Origin of the sequence: Nonomuraea sp. NPDC049637 (assembly GCF_040675235.1) — a bacterium.
Classification (GTDB): domain Bacteria; phylum Actinomycetota; class Actinomycetes; order Streptosporangiales; family Streptosporangiaceae; genus Nonomuraea.
The window spans coordinates 35824-56167 of sequence record NZ_JBFAOM010000022.1; the positions used below are offsets into that span (position 1 = coordinate 35824).

Annotated in this window: 16 protein-coding genes; 10 read left to right on the forward strand and 6 right to left on the reverse strand. The window is 72.4% G+C overall.

The window, feature by feature from the left end:
* The first annotated feature begins 351 nt into the window (after positions 1 to 351).
* Together AB0J71_RS27995 and AB0J71_RS28000 are read left to right on the forward strand one after the other, a co-directional pair.
* Positions 352 to 1587: a hypothetical protein gene (locus tag AB0J71_RS27995; protein ID WP_352322573.1), complete on the forward strand. Its 1236-nt coding sequence runs from the start codon at positions 352 to 354 to the stop codon at positions 1585 to 1587.
* A gap of 11 nt (positions 1588 to 1598) precedes the next feature.
* On the forward strand, positions 1599 to 2297 hold the full coding sequence (locus tag AB0J71_RS28000; protein WP_364416784.1) for a DUF2786 domain-containing protein: 699 nt from the start codon (positions 1599 to 1601) through the stop codon (positions 2295 to 2297).
* A 104-nt stretch (positions 2298 to 2401) separates the two neighbouring features.
* Here the strand turns inward: AB0J71_RS28000 and pgm are convergent, their stop codons facing one another.
* Positions 2402 to 4030 carry a phosphoglucomutase (alpha-D-glucose-1,6-bisphosphate-dependent) gene (pgm, locus tag AB0J71_RS28005; RefSeq protein WP_364416787.1) on the reverse strand — a complete coding sequence of 543 codons (1629 nt, stop codon included), beginning with the start codon at positions 4028 to 4030 and terminating at the stop codon, positions 2402 to 2404.
* 99 nt (positions 4031 to 4129) lie between these two features.
* Between pgm and AB0J71_RS28010 the strand changes: the two genes are divergently transcribed.
* The 3 genes from AB0J71_RS28010 (at position 4130) to thrS (ending at position 7691) form a co-directional block, all read left to right on the forward strand.
* The gene (locus AB0J71_RS28010; RefSeq protein WP_352361378.1) at positions 4130 to 5032 is read left to right on the forward strand and encodes an LLM class F420-dependent oxidoreductase; all 903 of its coding nucleotides are present in this window, start codon (positions 4130 to 4132) and stop codon (positions 5030 to 5032) included.
* 36 nt (positions 5033 to 5068) lie between these two features.
* Positions 5069 to 5665, forward strand: coding sequence for a glycoside hydrolase family 25 protein (locus tag AB0J71_RS28015; RefSeq protein ID WP_352322569.1), 597 nt, complete (start codon positions 5069 to 5071; stop codon positions 5663 to 5665).
* A gap of 64 nt (positions 5666 to 5729) precedes the next feature.
* Complete coding sequence (thrS, locus tag AB0J71_RS28020; protein WP_352322568.1) at positions 5730 to 7691, forward strand: threonine--tRNA ligase; 1962 nt, start codon at positions 5730 to 5732, stop codon at positions 7689 to 7691.
* A 100-nt stretch (positions 7692 to 7791) separates the two neighbouring features.
* Here thrS and AB0J71_RS28025 read toward each other — a convergent pair whose 3' ends face one another.
* Positions 7792 to 8514, reverse strand: coding sequence for a PIG-L deacetylase family protein (locus tag AB0J71_RS28025; protein WP_352322567.1), 723 nt, complete (start codon positions 8512 to 8514; stop codon positions 7792 to 7794).
* 81 nt (positions 8515 to 8595) lie between these two features.
* On the opposite strand from AB0J71_RS28025, the gene AB0J71_RS28030 reads away from it, so the two are divergent.
* Positions 8596 to 9129: an HIT domain-containing protein gene (locus tag AB0J71_RS28030; protein ID WP_352322566.1), complete on the forward strand. Its 534-nt coding sequence runs from the start codon at positions 8596 to 8598 to the stop codon at positions 9127 to 9129.
* On the opposite strand, the gene AB0J71_RS28035 is transcribed toward AB0J71_RS28030, so the two are convergent.
* A complete protein-coding gene (locus tag AB0J71_RS28035; protein WP_364416789.1) occupies positions 9126 to 11201 on the reverse strand; it encodes a hypothetical protein in 2076 nt (691 codons plus the stop codon). The two genes, AB0J71_RS28030 and AB0J71_RS28035, sit on opposite strands and share 4 nt — an antisense overlap.
* Before the next feature lie 107 nt (positions 11202 to 11308).
* Positions 11309 to 12208, reverse strand: coding sequence for a branched-chain amino acid transaminase (locus AB0J71_RS28040; RefSeq protein ID WP_352322564.1), 900 nt, complete (start codon positions 12206 to 12208; stop codon positions 11309 to 11311).
* A 90-nt stretch (positions 12209 to 12298) separates the two neighbouring features.
* On the opposite strand from AB0J71_RS28040, the gene AB0J71_RS28045 reads away from it, so the two are divergent.
* A complete protein-coding gene (locus tag AB0J71_RS28045) occupies positions 12299 to 13624 on the forward strand; it encodes a PLP-dependent aminotransferase family protein (RefSeq protein WP_364416791.1) in 1326 nt (441 codons plus the stop codon).
* 39 nt (positions 13625 to 13663) lie between these two features.
* Here the strand turns inward: AB0J71_RS28045 and AB0J71_RS28050 are convergent, their stop codons facing one another.
* A complete protein-coding gene (locus tag AB0J71_RS28050; RefSeq protein WP_364416793.1) occupies positions 13664 to 15181 on the reverse strand; it encodes a family 10 glycosylhydrolase in 1518 nt (505 codons plus the stop codon).
* Positions 15182 to 15384: 203 nt separating this feature from the next.
* Positions 15385 to 17535 (reverse strand): elongation factor G-like protein EF-G2, encoded by a 2151-nt coding sequence (locus AB0J71_RS28055; RefSeq protein WP_352322561.1) that lies wholly within the window; start codon positions 17533 to 17535, stop codon positions 15385 to 15387.
* 163 nt (positions 17536 to 17698) lie between these two features.
* Between AB0J71_RS28055 and pgsA the strand changes: the two genes are divergently transcribed.
* Genes pgsA through AB0J71_RS28070 form a run of 3 tightly spaced genes read left to right on the forward strand, consistent with a single transcriptional unit; the run spans position 17699 to position 20333 of the window.
* On the forward strand, positions 17699 to 18301 hold the full coding sequence (gene pgsA, locus AB0J71_RS28060) for a phosphatidylinositol phosphate synthase (RefSeq protein WP_352322560.1): 603 nt from the start codon (positions 17699 to 17701) through the stop codon (positions 18299 to 18301).
* Positions 18298 to 19206 carry a phosphatidylinositol mannoside acyltransferase gene (locus AB0J71_RS28065; RefSeq protein WP_352322559.1) on the forward strand — a complete coding sequence of 303 codons (909 nt, stop codon included), beginning with the start codon at positions 18298 to 18300 and terminating at the stop codon, positions 19204 to 19206. Before pgsA ends, AB0J71_RS28065 begins: the two co-directional genes overlap by 4 nt.
* Positions 19203 to 20333, forward strand: a complete 1131-nt coding sequence (locus AB0J71_RS28070) for a glycosyltransferase family 4 protein (RefSeq protein WP_352322558.1) — start codon at positions 19203 to 19205, stop codon at positions 20331 to 20333. Before AB0J71_RS28065 ends, AB0J71_RS28070 begins: the two co-directional genes overlap by 4 nt.
* The last annotated feature ends 11 nt before the right edge of the window (positions 20334 to 20344 follow it).

Here is a 20344-nt window from a genome sequence, read left to right on the forward strand (position 1 = left end):
TCCCTCGGTAGATGGTCCCATCCGGACAGGCGGCTGTTGCCCTCCGAAAGGACGAAATTGCCGCTCACCCTCACGTCCCACCTGGCCACCCGCCCGATCGTCCATCTGGCCGCCCGTCTCGCGCCGCCCGCGCCGCCCCTCGCGTGATCCCGCGCGGGAGGCCGGGGTGCGCCTCATTGTGCGCCGGGTCGCGGGCCGCCGACTAGCCACAACCCCCTTCTGGTACGGCGTGTGTCACAGGAACCGGTGGGAGACAGGGGAAATCGGTGGCGTTTGGCGTACAAGGGGGCGACAGTCTGCGATGATCTCGTCGCAAGACAAGCTGGAGTTGAGCCTCGCGGATAGTGACTGATGCCGACATTTGAGGAAATAGCAGCCTTCGTCGCCGAGAAGCCGTTCGCCACCGCCGTCATCGCCCTGCTGGGCCTGGCCGGGCTCGTGCTGGCGTTCCTGGTGCTCCGGATGGCCTGGCGCGCGGGAAGCTGGTTGTTCGCCCGCTACGTCGCCCCCCGTCCCGTCGAGGACGTGCTCACCGTCGTCGCCGCCTCCATCGCCACCGGCGTGTCCGCCCAGGGCATGTGGCGCTTCTCCGGAGACGTGCTCGGCCTGGACGGACCGCTCCGCCTGCTGCTGTTCGCCTTCATCGAGGTCGCCATCATCACCTCGGCCGTCCGCGCCCGCCGCAACATGCGGGAGAACTTCTCCGCCGGCATCGACGGCATCGCGGTCTGGGCGCTGACCTGCCTGACCGCCGTCCTGTCCAGCATGGACGCCCGCAGCCTCCCCGAGGCCGTCTTCCGCCTGGCCGCCCCGCTGGTCGCCGCCTGGCTCTGGGAACGCGGCATGGCCATCGAACGCCACCGCATCCGCGGCACCGGCCGCATCAACTGGCGCCTGACCCCCGAACGCCTGCTCGTCCGCATGGGCCTGGCCGAGGTCAGCGACCGCACCGCCTCCGAGGTCGACGCCCACCGCCGGCTCACCCGCGTCGCCCTGGCCGCCAAGCGCGCCAAGGCGCTGCGCGACAGCGGCGCCTCCGAGCGCAAGATGCGCGGCGCGCTGGCCAGGCTCGACAAGGCCATGGACCAGGCCGTCGAGCACACCGGGCTGGCCGTCGACCAGCAGCGTCAGGAGGCGCTGCTGGCCCAGATCGCCGCCCTGTACAACACCACCGCGCTCATAGACGCCGACCCGCGCGTGCCGTGGGAGCCCGAGGCCGACCACCGTCCCGTGCCCGCCCGCCCGGCGCTGCCGCCCGCGCTGGCCGAGCTCGTCGAGGACGAGGACGAGGACGCCGAGGTGTTCGACGCCACCCCCCAGGTCGTCGACACCGCCCAGCGCGCCGCCCAGATCAGGGCCGCCCGCGAGTTCTGGGACCGGCAGATCGCCAAGCGCATCGTGCCGAGGTCGGTGGACATCGCCCAGGAGATCGGCGTCCCGCTGGCCACCGCGCGCGAGTATCGTGCCCTGTGGAAGCTGGAGCCGCAGGCGCACGCCCTGATCGAGGCTCTGTACCAGCAGCACGGCATCGTCGACACCGGCGCCTTCCCGGCCATCGCCGACGACGGGCGGGTGCTGGCCAAGTAGGGGGAGCTCGGTTGCGGGAGCGCACGCTCGAACGCGTCAGGAAACTCCTGGCCAAGGCCGAACGCACGGACAACGAGCACGAGCGGGCCACCTTCCTGGCGGCCGCCTCCGTCCTGATGGCCAAGTACGGCATCGACACCCTCCCGCCGCCCGGCACCCGCCAGACCCCCGGCGACCGCATCGTCACCCTGCCCGCCCCGTGGGCCAGGGAGAAGGCCCGTCTGGTCAGCCTGGTGGCCCAGGCCGTCCGCTGCCGTCCGCTGCTGATCGGCCGCGGCGACGGCGGCCAGCGGGTGCACGTGTTCGGCTTCGCCGCCGACCTCGAACGCGCCGACGTGCTGGCCACGTCGCTGCTGCTGCAGATGGCCTCGGGCCTGGCCCGCGTACGGCCGCCGGGCGAGCTCGCCGCGGCGCGGGCCTACCGGCGCTCGTGGCTGCTGGGGTTCACCGACGAGGTGTACCGGCTGCTGCGCGAGGCCGAGACGCGCGCCGCGACGGAGGCCGAGGCCGCCGGGGCCGGCACCGCGCTGGTGCTGGCCGACCGCCGGGCCGAGGTCGACCTGGCGGTGGCCGCCCACTATCCGCGCATCCGCATGTCGGTCCCGACGACCAGCGGCACGGGCTACCGCGCGGGCGTGCTGGCGGGCCGGCACGCCGACCTCGGACGCACCGGCATGCCCGCCGCCACCGCCCGCGAGCTGCCCCGCTGAGCCGCCCCGCTGAGCCGCCCCACTGAGGCGGCCCGCTGAGCCGCCCCACTGAGGCGCCTCACTGAGGCGGCCCGCTGTGGCGCCCGGCTCTGGCGGCCGGTCGCTCAGCCCAGCGCGGCCGAGACCAGCGAACGGGCCTCCTCCTGCACCTTGGCCAGGTGGTCGGGGCCCTTGAAGGACTCGGCGTAGATCTTGTAGACGTCCTCGGTGCCCGACGGGCGGGCGGCGAACCAGGCGTTCTCCGTCGAGACCTTCACGCCGCCGAGCGCCGCGCCGTTGCCGGGGGCCGCGGTCTGCACCGCCGTGATCGGCTCGCCGGCCAGCGACGACGCCGTCACCTGGTCGGCCGACAGCTTGGCCAGCACCGCCTTCTCCTCGCGGGTGGCGGGCGCGTCGACCCGGGCGTAGGCGGGCTCGCCGAACCGCTCGGTCAGGCGGCGGTAGTGCGCGCTCGGCGACTCGCCGGTCACCGCCAGGATCTCCGAGGCCAGCAGGGCGAGGATGAGACCGTCCTTGTCGGTGGACCAGGGCGAGCCGTCGCGCCGCAGGAACGAGGCCCCGGCGCTCTCCTCGCCGCCGAACCCGAGCGAGCCGTCGAGCAGCCCGGGGACGAACCACTTGAAACCGACCGGCACCTCGTAGAGGCGACGCCCGAGCGAGGCGGCGACCCGGTCGATGACGCCGCTGCTCACCATCGTCTTGCCGACCCCGGCCGCGGCGGGCCAGCCTTCGCGGTGGGCGTACAGGTAGGAGATGGCGACGGCCAGGTAGTGGTTGGGGTTCATCAGGCCGTCGGGGGTGACGATGCCGTGGCGGTCGGCGTCGGCGTCGTTGCCGGTGGCGATGTCGTACCTGTCGCGCTGGGCGATCAGCGACGCCATCGCGTACGGCGACGAGCAGTCCATGCGGATCTTGCCGTCCCAGTCGAGCGTCATGAACCGCCAGGTGGGGTCGACCAGCGGGTTGACCACGGTCAGGTCGAGGCGGTGGCGCTCGGCGATCTCACCCCAGTAGGCCACGCTCGCCCCGCCCAGCGGGTCGGCCCCGATGCGCACCCCGGCCGACCTGATCGCGTCGAGGTCGACCACGGACGGCAGGTCGTCGACGTACGCGCCGAGGAAGTCGTAGCGGCCGGCCGCGTCGAGGGCCTTGGCGTAGGAGACCCTGGACACGCCCTTCATGCCGTCGGCCAGCAGCTGGTTGGCGCGGTCCTGGATCCAGGAGGTGGCGTCGGTGTCGGCGGGGCCGCCGTGCGGCGGGTTGTACTTGAAGCCGCCGTCGGAGGGCGGGTTGTGCGACGGCGTCACCACCACGCCGTCGGCCAGCCCGGACGTGCGGCCCCGGTTGTGCCGCAGGACGGCGTGCGAGACGGCGGGGGTCGGCGTGTAGCCGTCGCGGGAGTCGATCAGCACCTCGACCCCGTTGGCCGCGAACACCTCCAGCGCCGACACGCGGGCGGGCTCGGACAGCGCGTGCGTGTCGATGCCCAGGAACAGCGGCCCGTCGGTGCCCTGGGAGGCGCGGTATTCGCAGATGGCCTGGCTGGTGGCCAGGATGTGGTCCTCGTTGAAGGCCGTCCGCAGCGAGGACCCGCGATGGCCCGACGTGCCGAACGCCACCCGCTGCGCCACCTCGGCGGGGTCGGGGTGCAGGGCGTAGTAGGAGGTCACCAGCCGGGCGACGTCGACCAGGTCGGCGGGCTGGGCGGGCTGTCCTGCGCGATCGTGCGTCATGAGGCCACTTTACAAATCCGCCCCCTTCGGACGGGTGAGCGCGCCCCGCGGCGTGGGAAGATACAGGCGCGTCTGCCTCCAGAACGGAGTTCTGTTTCCATGCGTTTCGGATATTTCCTGAATGAACGGCAAGGGCCCGACCCGCTCGGCGCGCTCCGCGACGAGATCGCCCAGGCGGCCGAGGACGGCTTCGCCTCCGCCTGGCTGTCCCACATCTTCGGCCTCGACGCCCTCACCGCGCTGGCCGTGGCCGGCTCCCAGGTGCCCGGCATCGAGCTCGGCACCTCCGTCGTGCCCACCTACCCGCGCCACCCGGCGGCCCTGGCCCAGCAGGCGATGACGGCCAACGCCGCGCTCGGCGGCCGGCTGGCGCTCGGCATCGGCCTGTCGCACCAGGTCGTCATCGAGCACATGTTCGGCCTCAGCTTCGAGCGCCCCTACCGCCACATGAAGGAGTACCTCGACGTGCTGCTCCCGGCCAGCCGGGGCGAGCAGGTCAAGGCGGCGGGCGAGACGATCAGGGCCGACGTGCGGCTCACCACGCCGGGCGCGGGCTTCCCGGTGCTCATCGCCGCCCTCGGCCCGCGCATGCTGAAGCTGGCCGGCACGGTCGCCGACGGCACGGTGTTGTGGATGACCGGCCCGAAGACGGTGGCCGAGCACGTCGCCCCGACCATCACGGCCGCCGCCGCGGAGGCGGGCCGCCCGGCGCCGCGGATCGTCTGCGCGCTGCCCGTCTGCGTCACCGACGACCCCGCCGCCGCCGTCGAGCGGGCCAACGAGATCTTCGCCGTCTACGGCACGCTGCCCTCCTACCGGGCCATGCTCGACCGCGAGGGCGCCGCCGGGCCGGGGAACGTCGCGGTGGTCGGCGACGAGGAGTCCGTGCTCGCCCAGCTCGAACGGCTGCGCCAGGCCGGGGTGACCGACTTCGTCGGCGCGACGTTCGCCGAGCGGGAACGCACCCGTGAGCTGCTCATCGGCGCGTCGAAGGGTTCATAGGGGGACATCTCAATAAACTCCGGCAAGGTGAAGCGCTTGCTGCATGGCATAGACGTGTCGAACTGGCAGGGCTCCGTCGACTGGGCCGGTCACGCCGAGGCCGGGGTCTCCTTCGCCTTCGCCAAGGCCACCGAGGGCGGCGACTGGACCGACCGGTGGTTCGCCCGCAACTGGTCAGGAATGCGCGAGAGCTGGCTGGTGTGCGGCGCGTACCACTTCGCCCGGCCCAAGGGCGACCCGATCGAGCACGCCCGGCACTTCCTGGCGGTGCTCAGGTCGGCGGGCGGCCTGCGCAGGGGCGACCTGGTGGCGCTCGACCTGGAGACCGGCGACGGGCAGCGCCCGGAGCAGGTCGCCAGGTACGCGCGCCGCTGGTGTCACCACGTCGAGCGGCACGCCGGTCTGCGGCCCTTCATCTACACCTTCCACTGGTTCGCCCGTTCGGGGAACTGCGCCGGCCTGGCCGACTACCCGCTGTGGATCGCCTCCCCGGAGCGGCCGCGCGGCGAACCCCTCGTGCCGCCGCCGTGGCGCGACTGGACAATCCACCAATATGCCAGCAGCCCGCTCGACCGGAACGTCTTCCACGGCACCCGCCAGGACCTGACAAGGCTGGGGTTTCACCCGCGATAGCATCGGTGTTCACCATCGAACCAGCCTCGGTGCCGGGCATCGAGCGCGATCCAAGGGAGACACCGTGTCAGCCGAGCTACGCATCACCCTCGCCGGAGCCGAGCGTGTGGTCGCGGCCGGCACGACGGCGGGTGAGGCGCTGGAGGCCGACGGCCGCACGGTCATCGCGGCCCGGGTCAACGGCGAGCCGCGCGACCTTGCCCACCCGCTGGCCCAGGACGACGTGGTCGAGCCGATCGAGGTCTCCAGCGAAGACGGCCGGGCCATCGTCCGCCACTCCACCGCGCACGTCATGGCGCAGGCGGTGCAGGAGCTGTTCCCCGAGGCCAAGCTGGGCATCGGCCCGCCCGTGGAGAACGGCTTCTACTACGACTTCGACGTCAAGCAGGCGTTCAACCCCGACGACCTCAAGCGCGTCGAGAAGCGCATGCGGGAGATCGTCAAGCAGGGGCAGCTGTTCTCCCGCCGGGCCGTCACCGACGAGGAGGCGCGCGAGGAGCTGGCCGGCGAGCCGTACAAGCTGGAGCTCATCGGGCTCAAGGGCGGCGCGGCCGACGAGGAGAGCGTCGAGGTCGGGGCCGGCCAGCTGACGATCTACGACAACCTCGACGCCAAGAGCGGCGAGCTGTGCTGGAAGGACCTGTGCCGGGGGCCGCACGTGCCCTCCACCCGGTCGATCCCGGCGTTCAAGCTCATGCGCTCCGGCGGCGCCTACTGGCGCGGCAGCGAGAAGAACCCGCAGCTCCAGCGCATCTACGGCACCGCCTGGGAGTCCCGCGACAAGCAGGACGAATACCTGAAGATGCTGGAGGAGGCCGAGCGGCGCGACCACCGCAGGCTCGGCGCCGAGCTCGACCTGTTCTCCTTCCCCGACGAGCTGGGCTCGGGCCTGGCGGTCTTCCACCCCAAGGGCGGCGTGATCCGCAAGGTGATGGAGGACTACTCGCGGCGCAGGCACGAGGAGGCCGGCTACGAGTTCGTCAACACCCCGCACATCACCAAGGAGAACCTCTACCAGGTCTCGGGCCACCTCGACTGGTACAAGGACGGGATGTTCCCGCCCATGGAGCTGGAGGGCGCCCGCTACTACCTCAAGCCGATGAACTGCCCGATGCACAACCTGATCTTCAGGGCGCGCGGGCGGTCCTACCGCGAGCTGCCGCTGCGGCTGTTCGAGTTCGGCACGGTCTACCGCTACGAGAAGTCCGGCGTGGTCCACGGCCTGACCCGGGTGCGCGGCCTGACCCAGGACGACGCCCACATCTACTGCAGCCGCGAGCAGATGCGCGACGAGCTGACCTCGCTGCTGCGCTTCGTCCTCGACCTGCTGCGCGACTACGGCCTGGAGGACTTCTACCTCGAGCTGTCCACCAAGGACCCGGAGAAGTTCGTCGGCTCCGACGAGGTGTGGGAGGAGGCCACCACCACGCTGCGCGAGGTGGCCGAGGCCGAGAACCTCCACCTGGTGATGGACCCGGGCGGCGCGGCCTTCTACGGGCCGAAGATCTCCGTCCAGGTGCGCGACGCGATCGGCCGCACCTGGCAGATGTCCACCATCCAGCTCGACTTCAACCTGCCCGAGCTGTTCGACCTGCAGTACCAGGCGGCCGACGGCTCCCGGCAGCAGCCGGTCATGATCCACCGGGCGCTGTTCGGCTCGGTCGAGCGGTTCTTCGGCGTCCTGGTCGAGCACTACGCCGGGGCGTTCCCCGCCTGGCTGGCGCCGGTGCAGGTGGTCGGCATCCCGATCGCCGACGCCCACGTGCCCTACCTCCAGGACGTCGCCAAGCGGCTGCGCGAGCGGGGCATCAGGGTCGAGGTCGACGCGGCCGACGACCGCATGCAGAAGAAGATCCGCAACGCGCAGAAGGCGAAGGTCCCGTACATGCTGCTGGCCGGTGACGACGACATCGCCAACGGCGCGGTGTCCTTCCGTTACCGCAACGGCGAGCAGAAGAACGGCGTGCCCGTCGAAGAGGCCATCGCCGAGATCGTCAACGCTGTGGAACGCCGCGTCCAGGTCTGACCCGCCGCTCGCGGCCGCCCGGGCCTGAGCCGTTCTCCGAGCAGCTCAGGCCCGGGCCGGATGTCAGCGCTGGAATCAGCGAGGGGACTCAGCGCGGAAATCAGCGGGGGAACAGGCGGAAGGCGACCGCCGGGCGGCCGTCGAAGCGTTCGGCGGCCTGCCGCGCGGAGCCCTCGATCAGCTCGCGGGCGTAGACCTCCGGGGCCTGGTCGGTGAGGGCCTCGATGTAGGCGCGGTGCTCCAGCAGCGACCGCACGCCGCGCTCCAGCCCGTCGGTGACGTCCACGGCGTGGGTGGGGGAGTTGGAGCCGGCGACGGCGACCCAGCGCACGCCGTTCCAGGGCGCGGCGTCGGTGTCAGGAAATATCCAGCGATTTCCGGCGTCGCCGGCGGCATCCAGCACGGCCCGGCCCACGGCCCGGTGGTCGGGCGTGTTCCAGTACGTGCCGCCCCACGTGTCGTCGGGATTGAGAGTGATCACCAGCTCCGGGCGGTGCCTGCGGATGGCGGCGGCGATGTCCCTCCTGAGCGCCGTCCCGTACTCGACGACTCCGTCGGCGTGGTCGAGGAACTCCACGGTGCTCACCCCGACCACGGCGGCGCTGGCCCGCTCCTCGCGCTCGCGCACCGGCCCGCAGGCGGCGGGGTCGAGCGTGTCGATGCCCGCCTCGCCGCGGGTGGCGATCAGGTAGGAGACCTCGCGCCCGGCGTCGGTCCAGGTGGCGACGGCGGACGCGCAGCCGTACTCCAGGTCGTCGGGGTGGGCCACGACGGCCAGGGCGCGCTGCCAGTCGGCGGGCATGGGTTCGAGTCGCTGTGCCATGCCCTCACCCTAGGCCCGTCGCGAAGGGCGGGGATCACGCCGGAAGAACGGCCCTCGCCGCGGGGTCCTATGCTGCTTGGTATGCACGATCAGGCAGGAGCCGGGGCGCCCGACAACTTCCAGCGGCTGTGGACCCCGCATCGCATGGCCTACATCAAGGGCGAGAACAAGCCGACGGGCACCGGGCCGGGCGACGGCTGCCCCTTCGACGAGATCCCCCGGATGAGCGACGAGGACGGCCTGATCGTGGCCAGGGGAGAGGTCGTCTACGCCGTCCTCAACCTCTACCCGTACAACTCCGGCCACCTGATGGTCGTGCCCTTCCGGCACGTGTCCGGCTACGACGAGCTGACCCCGGCCGAGGTCGCCGAGCTGGGCGAGTTCACCCAGCGGTCGCTGCGCGCGCTGCGCAAGGCCAGCGGCGCGCAGGGCTTCAACGTGGGCATGAACCTGGGCCAGGTCGCGGGCGCCGGCATCGCCGCCCACCTGCACCAGCACGTCGTGCCGAGGTGGGGCGGCGACACGAACTTCATGCCGGTCGTGGCGCAGACGAAGGTGCTGCCCCAGCTCCTGCACGACACCCGGCAACTGCTGGCCGACGCCTGGGCGGACTAGTCGCCGGCGTGGGCCAGGCGGGCGGTGGCGGGGGCTTCGGCCGGCTGTTCGCGGCCCAGCGCGCCGATGCCCGCCGCGAGCAGCAGCGGCACGGCCAGCGCCAGGGCCATCGACAACACCGCGGCGCCCGAGTCGTTGACCAGCATCCCGATCACTCCGCTGACCAGCGTGCCGATCAGGCCGGCGCGCAGGGCGGGGGAGTGGCGGAACGCCGCGGGCACCACGCCCGCGCTGGCCTGCTCGGGCCGCAGGATCGCGTAGACGAGGAAGGCCACGGCCGCGATCACGATGGGCATGAGGTTGGGGCTGAGCAGCGTGGCCAGCATGGCCTGGAGCTTGCGGAAGATCACCTCGAACGCCTCGCCGCTGAGCACCTGGCCCACGAACCTGCCCAGGTGCGTCTGCTCGTCGGGCGGACGCAGGTAGTTGAGCACGGCGAACGTCATCACGATCACCGCCCCGGCCACGCAGAACGCCCCCAGCTTCACGATCGAGACCCGCTTGCCGGCCACCAGCAGCGCGGTCACCGCGATGCCCGGCACGAACGCGATCACGCCGCCGAAGTCGCTGCCCATGCCCGAGCCGCCCAGCACCATCGCGAACGCCCCGAGCACCACGATCGCGGCCACCCCGGGCCGCCCCGGCCAGCGGTGGGCGATCACGGTGGTGGCCAGCAGCGTGCCGGTGGCCAGCAGCGCGAACGGGATGTTGCCCAGGCCGTAGTAGCGGGCCCCGACCTCGGCGCTGTAGCCCATGACGCTGTTGAGCTGCAACGTCGTGCCCGTCAGCAGGTCGCCGGCGAGTGTGAGCGCGGTGACGCCGGCCACCACGGCGAGCGGGCCGAGCGGACGCCGCCGCCAGGGCCCGCCGAAGGCCAGCGCGGTGACCACGACGACCCAGCCCAGCACCCCGGCGACCAGTTGCGTCAGGGACGACCAGGGCAGCAGGTTGACCAGATAGCTGGAGACCGGCAGGGCGGCCAGCGCGACGGCGGCCAGACGCACCGGCGACAGGCCCTTGCGCCGCCGCAGCAGCAGGAACGCGACCACGTAGAACAGCACCTGCAACACCGCCACGACGGTGAAGTAGACGCCCTTGACCGACCGGATGGCCTGCGCGGTCGCGTCGGCCCGGCGCAGCCGGTCGATCGTCGCGCCGGCGTCGCCGAGCTGCATCGGCACCCCGACGACCGTGGCCGGCGCCGGCACGCCGAGCCGGGCCAGCACGGTCGCGGTCAGGTCGGGCAGGATCGAGATGTCGGCGCGGCGGGTGGAGGCCGCGCCCAGCAACCGCCCCTGCGCCCCGGGCTCACGCAGCGCGGCCACCCGAAGGTGCGGCACGGAGCCGTGGTCGGACAGGCCGGCCAGCAGCACGGTGGTGCCGGGCGGCAGGATCGACAGCAGCGCGCCGGCCTTGGCGTCGGCCAGACGCAGCGCGTCGCGGCGCTCCTTCGGGCCGAGCTGCTCGGGCACCTTGGGCAGTTTGCCGCTTGCCAGGTAGGGGTGGACGAGGTCGTCGACGTCCATGGCGGTCAGCGGGCACTGCTCCAGGTCGGCGGTGCGGACCTGGAGCGGGGAGGCGTGGTAGCGCTGCACCGCGCCCTGCCGGTCGGCCAGCGCGAGCGCGGCGCCGGGGCCGATCGCGATCGAGCACCGGCCCGCGGCCTTCAGCGCCTCGCCCAGCGTGCCGGCGTTGCGCTGCCCGGCCACGTCGATGAGGTAGCGGTAGTCGGGGATGACCGCGCCCGCGCCCCGGGTCTCGGGGGCGGGAGGCGCGCCGCAGGCGTATCCGGCGGCCGACCTGGTGCCGGCCGACACCGTGAGCCAGCCGTCGTAGGGGCAGGTGATGTTGCTGACCGTGCGCACCGACAGCGAGCCGATCGCGCTGCCGCGCGTCAGCTCCCACAGGTTGGGGGCGTCGGCCTGGTTGACGTCGTCCCAGCTGAGACCGGAGACGCCGATGAGCGCCACCCTGCCCGCGCCGGGAGCCGAGCCGCCGGCCGTGGCCGTGCCCTGCAGGCCGAGCAGTACGGAACCGGCCAGAACGGCCAGCACCACGAGCGCGCGCCTCACCCCGACGACCTCCCGCGATCGATGACGTCCGTGGCACGCTAGAGCACGTCGCGATCCGGCGCCACCGATTCCCCTACCTTCTCACGGGCGGCGGCGGGCCCGGTCCGTCAGCCGTGCACGGGGGTGAGCCAGTGGCGGTAGCGGTCGTCGCGCCCGTGCACGGCGGCCTCGTAGGCGTCGGACAGCTTGCCGGTGACCGGCCCGGGGCCGCCGAACTCGCAGTGGTCGACCGCGCTGACGGGCACGATCCCGGCCGCCGTGCCGCAGACGAAGATCTCGTCGGCCGTGTACAGGTCGGTGCGCAGCAGGTCCTCCCTGGTGACCGTCAGCCCCAGGTCGGCCGCCAGCCGGGCGACGGTGTCCTGCGTGATGCCCTCCAGCGCGCCGGCGTGCGGCGGAGGCGTGGTCAGCACGCCGTCGCGCACGACGAAGACGTTCGCGCCGGTGCACTCGCTGACGTTGCCGGCCGCGTTCAGCAGCACCGCCTCGTCGAAGCCCGCCTGCATGGCCTCGGACTTGGCCATCACCGAGTTCAAGTAGGGGCCGGTGGCCTTGGCCGCGGTCGGCGTCACCCGGTGGTCGTTGCGCTGCCACGAGCTGGTCATCAGCCGCACGCCCGCCTCCAGCAGCGCGCCCCACTCCCAGGACGCGATCGAGACCACCGTCGGGCAGCCGCGCGCCGCCACGCCCATCTCGCCGTAGCCGCGGTGGGCCAGGTGGCGGATGTAGCACGAGGACTGGCCGTTGGCCGCGACCGTGGCCAGCGTGGCCGCGCGCAGCTCCTCCAAGGTGTACGGCAGCGGCATCCCGATGATCCGCGCGCTGCGCGCCAGCCGCCGCAGATGCTCGTCGAGCCGGAACACCGCCGGGCCGTCGGGCGTGTCGAAGGCCCTGGTGCCCTCCAGCACGGCGGTGCCGTAGTGCAGGGCGTGCGTCAGGACGTGCACCCGGGCCTCGGCCCAGGGCACCAGCTCGCCGTCCATCCAGATGTGCTCGGCTTCGCGCATCGTGCCGCTCCTCTCCGTAAATGGCCGTCAACAATCACGAGATGTAGGCCAATTCATTGATAAGTGGCACAGTAACCGGATAATAGTGGCGTGGGAAGAGAAGAAGACCTTGTCACCCTGGTCCGCGACCGGCTCCGGCTCCACCAGGGCACGGCCAGCCGGCGGCTCGCGGGCGCGCTGACCGACCTGGCCCAGACCGGCGCCATCGCCCCGGGCACCCGTCTGCCCTCCGAGCGCGACCTGGCCCAGGCGGTCGGCCTCAGCCGCGGGACGGTCGCCGCCGCCTTCAACGCCCTGTGCGAGGAGGGCCTGTGCGAACGCCGGCACGGCAGCGGCACGTACGTGCTGGGCGTCCCGACGTTCGGCGGCCTGCTCCAGGGCGGCGCGGTGCTGGCCGACCTGTCGACCTCGGTCGTCCCCGACCCCTCCCACCTGGCGGTGCCCCCGCTGGACGCCGCCGCCCTGATGCGCGCGCCGAGCGGCCACGGCTACGACGCCATGGGCGACTCGCGGTTGCGCGCGGTGCTGGCCGCCCTGGACGCCGGGCCGCACCGCGAGATCATGGTGACCTCGGGCGCCCAGCAGGGCATCGACCTGGCGGCCCGGGTGCTGCTGCGGCCCGGCGACCGCGTGCTGGCCGGCGACCCGGCCTACGGAGGGGCGCTCAGCGTGTTCCGGCGCGCCGGGGCCCACGCCGTGCCCGTGGACCTCGCCGACCCGGACGCCGTGCGCGACGCGCTGGCCCGCCACCGCCCGGCCGCCGTGTACGCGCTGCCGGTGGACAACCCGACCGGCCGCGTGGCCGACCTGCGGCACGTGGCCGAGCTGGCCGCGGCGGCGGACGTCCCGCTGGTGGAGGACCGGACGCTCGCGCCCGTGGTGTTCGACGGCCGGACGCCTCCCGCGCCGCTGGCCCTGGCCCATCCGCACGGCACGGTGACGGTGGGCTCGTTGTCGAAGGTGTTGTGGGGCGGCCTGCGGGTGGGCTGGCTCACCGCCCCCGAGCCGCTGCTGGCCCGGCTGCTGGAGGCCAAGCTCGACGCCGACCTGGCCACCAGCGCCGTCTCCCAGCGGCTGGCCTCCGACCTGCTCGACGGCGACCCCGTGCCGGCCTGGCTGGCCGAGCTGGCCCGCCGCCGCGACCACTTCACCGCCGCGCTGTCCGCGCGCCTGCCGTCGTGGACCTGGTCACGCCCGCAGGGCGGACTGTCGGTGTGGGCGCGCCTGCCGGGCGCCGACACCGACAGGTTCGCCGCCGTCGCCCGCGAGCAGGGCGTGGCCGTCGCGCCCGGCTCGCTGTTCTCCCCGGACGGCCGCCACCGCGACCGCCTGCGCCTCAGCTTCGCCCTGCCGCCCGCCCTGCTCGACCAGGCGGTCGCCGCCCTGGCCCGCGCCTGGGAGCAGACCGGCCACTGAGCTCCCACCCGGACGAGCGGTGACGGGACGGGCCTAGGCTCAGCCCACCTTGACCTTCACCGGCTTGCTCTCGTGGTGCTGCCGGTCGAGCGAGGTGATCAGGTACGTGCCCGGCTTGGCCGAGTACGACGCCGCCGTCACCACGGCCGCCAGGTTGCGGGCGTCGGTGGTGTGGCAGTCCTTGCCCGACTCCGGCACCCGGTACACCGCGTAGGCCCGCGCCCCCTCGGACGGCGTCCAGGACACGGTGGAGCCGCTCGCCTTGACGCCGGCCGGCTTGCCGGGGGCCTCGCCGCCGCGGTCCTCCATGATCGGCAGCAGCGCCGGACGGCTGTAGTGCTCCTTGGCCACCCGGTCGATCGCGCCGAGCGGGTTGGTCAGGAGCTGCTTGGCGCTGAAGTAGATGTCGCCGTCGACCTGCTCGTAGCGCCGGTTCACCGTCAGGTGCGCCGACAGCTCGCCCGGGTTGGCCCAGGCGGCGTTGGTCCTGGTGCCCACCTGGTAGAGCGCCTGGCCGATGTAGAGCTGGACGTCGGTGCCCTTGACCGCGCCCGCCCACCAGGCCGTCAGCGTCTTGTAGTCGGCCGCCTTGAAGCCGCGCGGCCAGTAGAGCTGCGGGGCGACGTAGTCGACCGTGCCGTCCTCGATCCAGGAACGGGCGTCGGCGTAGATGGAGTCGTAGGCGGACATGCCGGCCGTGGCCGAACCCTCGGGGTCGTTGGACTTGTTGCGCCAGATGCCGAACGGGCTGATGCCGAACTTCACGTGGTTCTTCGTGTCGTGGACGGCCGCGTCGACCTTGGCCACCAGCTTGTTCACGTTGTGGCGGCGCCAGTCGGCCAGCTTGCGGCCCTTGCCGTACTTGGCGAAGGCCGCCTTGTCGTCGAACGTGCCGCCGCCGCCCGGATAGGGGTAGAAGTAGTCGTCGAAGTGCACGCCGTCGACGTCGTAGCGGCTGACGACGTCGGTGATGACCTTGGTGACGTGCTCGCGCACCTGCGGCAGACCGGGGTTGTAGTAGAGGCCGCCGCCGTAGGTGACCGTCCAGTCGCGGTGCTGCCTGGCCGGGTGGTTCGCCGGGAGCTTGGACAGGTCGGCGGTCTCGGCCGCGCGGTAGGGGTTGAACCAGGCGTGGAACTCCAGGTTGCGCTTGTGCGCCTCGTCGATGAGGAACGGGAGCGGGTCCCAGCCCGGGTCCTTGCCCGCGGTGCCCGTCAGGTACTGCGACCAGGGCTCCAGCGAGGAGCGGTAGAGCGCGTCGGAGGCGGGACGGACCTGGACGAAGACGGCGTTGAGATTGCGCTTGACCGCGCTGTCGAGGATCTTGACGTACTCGGCCTTCTGGCGGGCCTGGCCGAGGCCGGCGCGCGAGGGCCAGTCGATGTTCTTGACCGTCGCGATCCACACCCCGCGCAGCTGGCGCTTGGGGTAGCGGGGGTCGGGCTTGCAGGCCGCCGTCGCCTCGGCGGTGGCGGGGGCGGTGGTCGTCGTCTTCTTGGTCGCTGCGGGGCTCTCGGTCGCGCCGGGGCCGAACACGTAGGCGGCGCTGGTGGTCACGACCGCGAGGGCTGCAGCGGCTAGGAGTGGGCGTCCAGTTCGCATAGTGCAACCCAGTCTGGCAGTTGCTCCCGTGTGATCGGACCCGAAAAAAGAAATGCAGTCGTGATGCTTCTGTTACGAAATGGTAGATGTGGTGATCAAACGTGCGGGCCGGGAGGGACGTGCCGCCCTCCCGGCTCAGCGCCGACCGCTCCGTACCCCTACTCGGTGGCCGCCACCTTGCTCGCCAGGTTCGGCGGCAGCGGCTCGTAGCGCAGGAACGTGCGCGTGAACGTCCCGGTGCCGTGGGACATCGAGCGCAGGTCGATGGCGTAGCGGGTGATCTCCAGCTCGGGCACCTCTGCCTTGACCAGCGTGCGCCCGGTGCCCACCGGCTCGGTGCCGAGCACGCGCCCGCGCCGCGAGGACAGGTCGGACATCACCGAGCCCACGTAGTCGTCGGCCACCAGCACCGACAGCTCGTCCACCGGCTCCAGCAGCAGGGTCGGGACCTTCGAGGCCGCCTCCTTCAGCGCGAGCTGGCCCGCGATCTGGAAGGCCATGTCGGAGGAGTCGACCGAGTGGGCCTTGCCGTCGTAGAGCGTGACGCGCACGTCCACCATGGGGTAGCCGGCCACCACGCCGCGCTCCATCTGGGCCCGCACGCCCTTCTCCACCGACGGGATGAACTGCCGGGGCACGACCCCGCCGACGATCTTGTCCACGAACTCGAACCCGCCGCCCGAGGGCAGGGGCTCGACCTCCAGGTGGCAGATCGCGTACTGGCCGTGGCCGCCGGTCTGCTTGACGTTGCGGCCCATCGCCTGGCACCGGCCGCCGAACGTCTCGCGCAGCGGCACCCGCAGCTCGATCCGCTCGACCTCGACGCCGTGCCGGTTGGCCAGCCGGTCGAGCAGCACGTCGGTGTGCGCCTCGCCCATGCACCACAACACGAGCTGCCTGGTCTCGGCGTTGTTCTCCAGGCGCAGCGTCGGGTCCTCGGCCACCAGCCGGCCGAGCGCCTGGGCCAGTTTGTCCTCGTCGGCCTTCGACTTCGCCCTGATCGCCACCGGCAGCAGCGGTTCGGGCATCTGCCAGGACGTCATCAGCAGCGGACGGTCGACCTCCGACAACGTGTCCCCGGTCTCGGCCCGTGACAGCTTGGCCACGGCCACGATGTCCCCGGCCGAGCCCTTGGCCGCCGGGCGCTGGGTCTTGCCGAGCGGGCTGGTCAGCGTGCCGATGCGCTCGTCGACGTCGTGGTCCTCGTGCCCGCGGTCGGCCAGGCCGTGGCCGGAGACGTGCACGGTCATGTCGGGGCGCAGCGTGCCGGAGAAGACGCGGACGAGGCTGATGCGGCCCACGTACGGGTCGCTGGTGGTCTTGACGACCTCGGCCACGAGCGGGCCGTCGGGGTCGCACGCGATGCCGCCGACCGGCTTGCCGGACAGGTCGGTGATCTCGGGCATCGGGTGTTCCAGCGGCGAGGGGAAGCCCTGGGTCACCAGCTCCAGCAGCTCCGTCATGCCCACGGCGTGGCCGTCGCCGAGCCCGCTGCACAACACCGGGAAGAAGCTGCCGCGCGCGACCGCCTTCTCCAGGTCGTCCACCAGGACCTTGGTGTCGATGGGCTCGCCCTCCAGGTAGCGGTCCATGAGCGACTCGTCCTCGCTCTCCTGGATGATGCCCTCGATCAGCTCGCCGCGCCGCTCCTCGATCTGCGCCTCGTACTCGGCGCCCGGCTCCTTCTCGGTGCGGGCGCCGGTCGCGTAGTTGTAGAACTTCTGCGACAGCAGCCCGATCAGGCCGTTGACGTGCCCGTTGGTGATCACCGGCAGGTAGAGCGGCGCGACGCCGTCGCCGAAGACGTCCTGGCAGGTGGCCAGCACCTCGTCGAAGTCGGCGCGCTGGTGGTCGATCTTGGTGATCACCACCGCCCTGGGCATGGCGACCTGGGCGCACTCCTCCCAGAGCATCTGCGTGAGCCCGTCGATCCCCTCCGAGGCCGACACGACGAACAGGGCGGCGTCGGCGGCGCGCAACCCGGCGCGCAGGTCGCCGACGAAGTCGGCGTAACCCGGGGTGTCGAGCAGGTTGATCTTGATGCCGTTGTGCACGAGCGGCGCCAGCGCCAGGTTGACCGACCGCTGCTGGCGCACCTCGACCTCGTCGAAGTCGCTGACCGTGTTGCCGTCCTCCACCCGGCCCGGCCGCTGGACGGTGCCCGTCGCCGCGAGCAGCTGCTCGACCAGGGTGGTCTTGCCCGCTCCCGAGTGGCCGACCAGCACGACATTGCGTATCGCATCCGCCCTGTCGGCCGTGGGTGCCCTGCCCGCGGCTCCCATGGCCCCGCCGGAGTTCCTATCCGCCACTTCGCCTCCCACGTCGTCGGTGCATCCAACGCCGCGCCCGCGCGGAGGGTGTCAGGAACCGCATGGACGCGGTGTGTTCACCAAATACCCCTGTGGCGAATATCACAAGGGGTGCGGGGCAAAGAAAGTGGCCGCTCACGTGATGGCCTACGATCGGACCGCGATGCTCAAACTCCTGCGACCGGCCATGACCCGGATACTCACCCCGCTGGGCAGGGCTCTCGTCGGCCGCGGGATCGGCCCGAACGCCGTCACGGCGATCGGCACCCTCGGCACGGTGATCTCCGCCCTGACCCTGTTCCCGCTGGGCCGGCTGGCCTGGGGGGCGCTGCTCATCACCGTCTTCGTGCTGTTCGACCTGCTCGACGGCGTCGTGGCCCGGCTGGGCGGCAAGGGGGGCACCGTCTGGGGCGCCTTCCTCGACTCCACGCTCGACCGGGTGGCCGACGCCGCCATCTTCGCCGGCCTGATCCTGTACTTCGTGGCCGCGGGCGACACGCTGATGGCCGGCGTGACGCTGGCCTGCCTCGTCGCCGGGTCCCTGGTCTCCTACGCCAAGGCCAGGGCCGAGGGCCTCGGGCTGACGGCGGACGTGGGGCTGGCCGAGCGTCCCGAGCGGCTGGTCGTGGCCCTGGTCGCGACCTTCTTCTCGGGGGTCGGGGTGCCCTACGTGCTGCCGCTCGGCATGTGGCTGCTGGCGGCGGCCTCCACCATCACCGTCGTGCAGCGGGTCGTGCACGTCCACCGGCAGACGAGGGAGCGATGAGCGAGAAGACCTCGATCGGCGACCGCATCGTGGCGGCAGGCTTCGCGGCGGGCTGGAAACTGGTCCCGCTGCTGCCCCAGCGGCCCACGGCGGCGGTCTTCCGCCTCCTGGCCGACCGGGTGTGGCGCAAGCGCGGCAAGTCCGTGCGCCGCCTGGAGTCCAACCTGGCCAGGGTCACCGGCATGGACGCCGGCAGCGCGGAGCTGCGCGAGCTGAGCAGGGCCGGCATGCGCTCCTACTTCCGCTACTTCCACGAGGTCTTCCGCCTGCCCTCGATCCCGCGGCCGGAGATCGTCCGGCGCACCCACGTCATCGGGGCCGAGCACATCCACGACACCCTGGCCACGGGCCGGGGCGTGGTGCTGGCGCTGCCGCACATGGGCAACTGGGACGCGGCGGGCGCCTGGCTGGTCGGCGTCGGCCACCCGTTCACCACGGTCGCCGAGCGGCTGCGGCCCGAGTCGCTGTTCCGCCGCTACGTCGCCTTCCGCGAGGGGCTCGGCATGGAGGTGCTGCCGCTCACCGGCGGCGACGGCCACAACTTCGGCACCCTGGCCGGCCGCGTGCGCAGGGGCGGCGTGGTGTGCCTGCCCGCCGAGCGCGACCTGACCAAGAGCGGCATCGAGGTGCGCTTCTTCGGCGCCACCACCAAGGTGCCGGCCGGCCCGCCGCTGCTGGCCGTCCAGACCGGCGCCGCGCTGCTGCCGGCCACCGTCTACTTCGTGGGCGACGACTGGGGCATCCACATCCACGAGGAGATCCCGGTGCCCGCCGAGGGCACCCGGCAGGAGAAGGTGGCGGCCGTCGCCCAGGCCATGACGGACGTCTTCGAGAAGGGCATCGCCGAGCACCCGGAGGACTGGCACATGTTGCAGCGGCTCTGGCTGGAGGACCTGCCGAAATGAAGGTCGGCATCGTCTGTCCCTACTCCTGGGACATGCCCGGCGGGGTCAAGCAGCACATCGACGACCTGGCCCAGGCGCTGATGGCGCAGGGGCACGAGGTCTCGGTCATCGCGCCCGCCGCCGACGACGACGAGCTGCCCCCGTACGTGACGGGCGCCGGCCGGGCGGTGCCGGTGCCCTACAACGGGTCGGTGGCCCGGATGTCGTTCGGGTTCCTGTCGGCCGCGCGGGTGCGGCGCTGGGTCCGTACGGGCGACTTCGACGTGCTGCACATCCACGAGCCGCTGATCCCGAGCCTCGGCGTGCTGGCCTGCTGGGCGGCCAAGGGGCCGATCGTGGCCACCTTCCACGCCTCCTTCACCCGCTCGCGCGCCATCGCGGTGGCCGAGCCGCTGCTGCGCAGCGCGCTGGAGAAGCTGAGCGGCCGCATCGCGGTCTCCGACGCGGCGCGCAAGAGCCTGGTCGAGCAGTTCGGCGGCGACACCGTGCTGATCCCCAACGGGGTGACCGTGGCCCGCTACACCGAGGCCGAGCCGCTGCCCGGCCGGGGCCCCGACGGCGCCACGATCGGCTTCCTCGGCCGCATGGACGAAGAGCGCAAGGGCCTGCCGATCCTGCTCGACGCCTTCAACGCGCTGGCCGCCGAGCGTCCTGACCTGAAGCTGCTCATCGCCGGGCCCGGCGACGCCAAGGACGTCTACGACAAGGTGCCCAAGCCCTTCCACGAGCGGGTCACCGTGCTCGGCATGGTGAGCGAGGCCGACAAGATCCGCGCCTACCACTCGGTCGACGTGTTCTGCGCCCCCAACACCCGGGGCGAGAGCTTCGGCATCGTGCTGGCCGAGGCCATGGCCTCGGGGGCGACGGTGCTGGCCAGCGACATCCCGGCCTTCCGCAAGGTGCTGGGCGAGGGGCAGGCCGGCGCGCTGTTCGCCAACGGCGACGCCGCCTCGCTCGCCCGCGAGGCCGCCGCGCTGCTCGACGCGCCCGAGCGGCGCGCCAAACTGGCCGCCGAGGCGCTGGTGGCGGTCAGGAAGTACGACTGGTCCACGGTCGCCCGCGACGTGGTGCGCGTCTACGAGACGGTGACCACCAGCGGCGCGGGCCGGGTGGAGGAAGACCTGTGACCGCCTGCCGA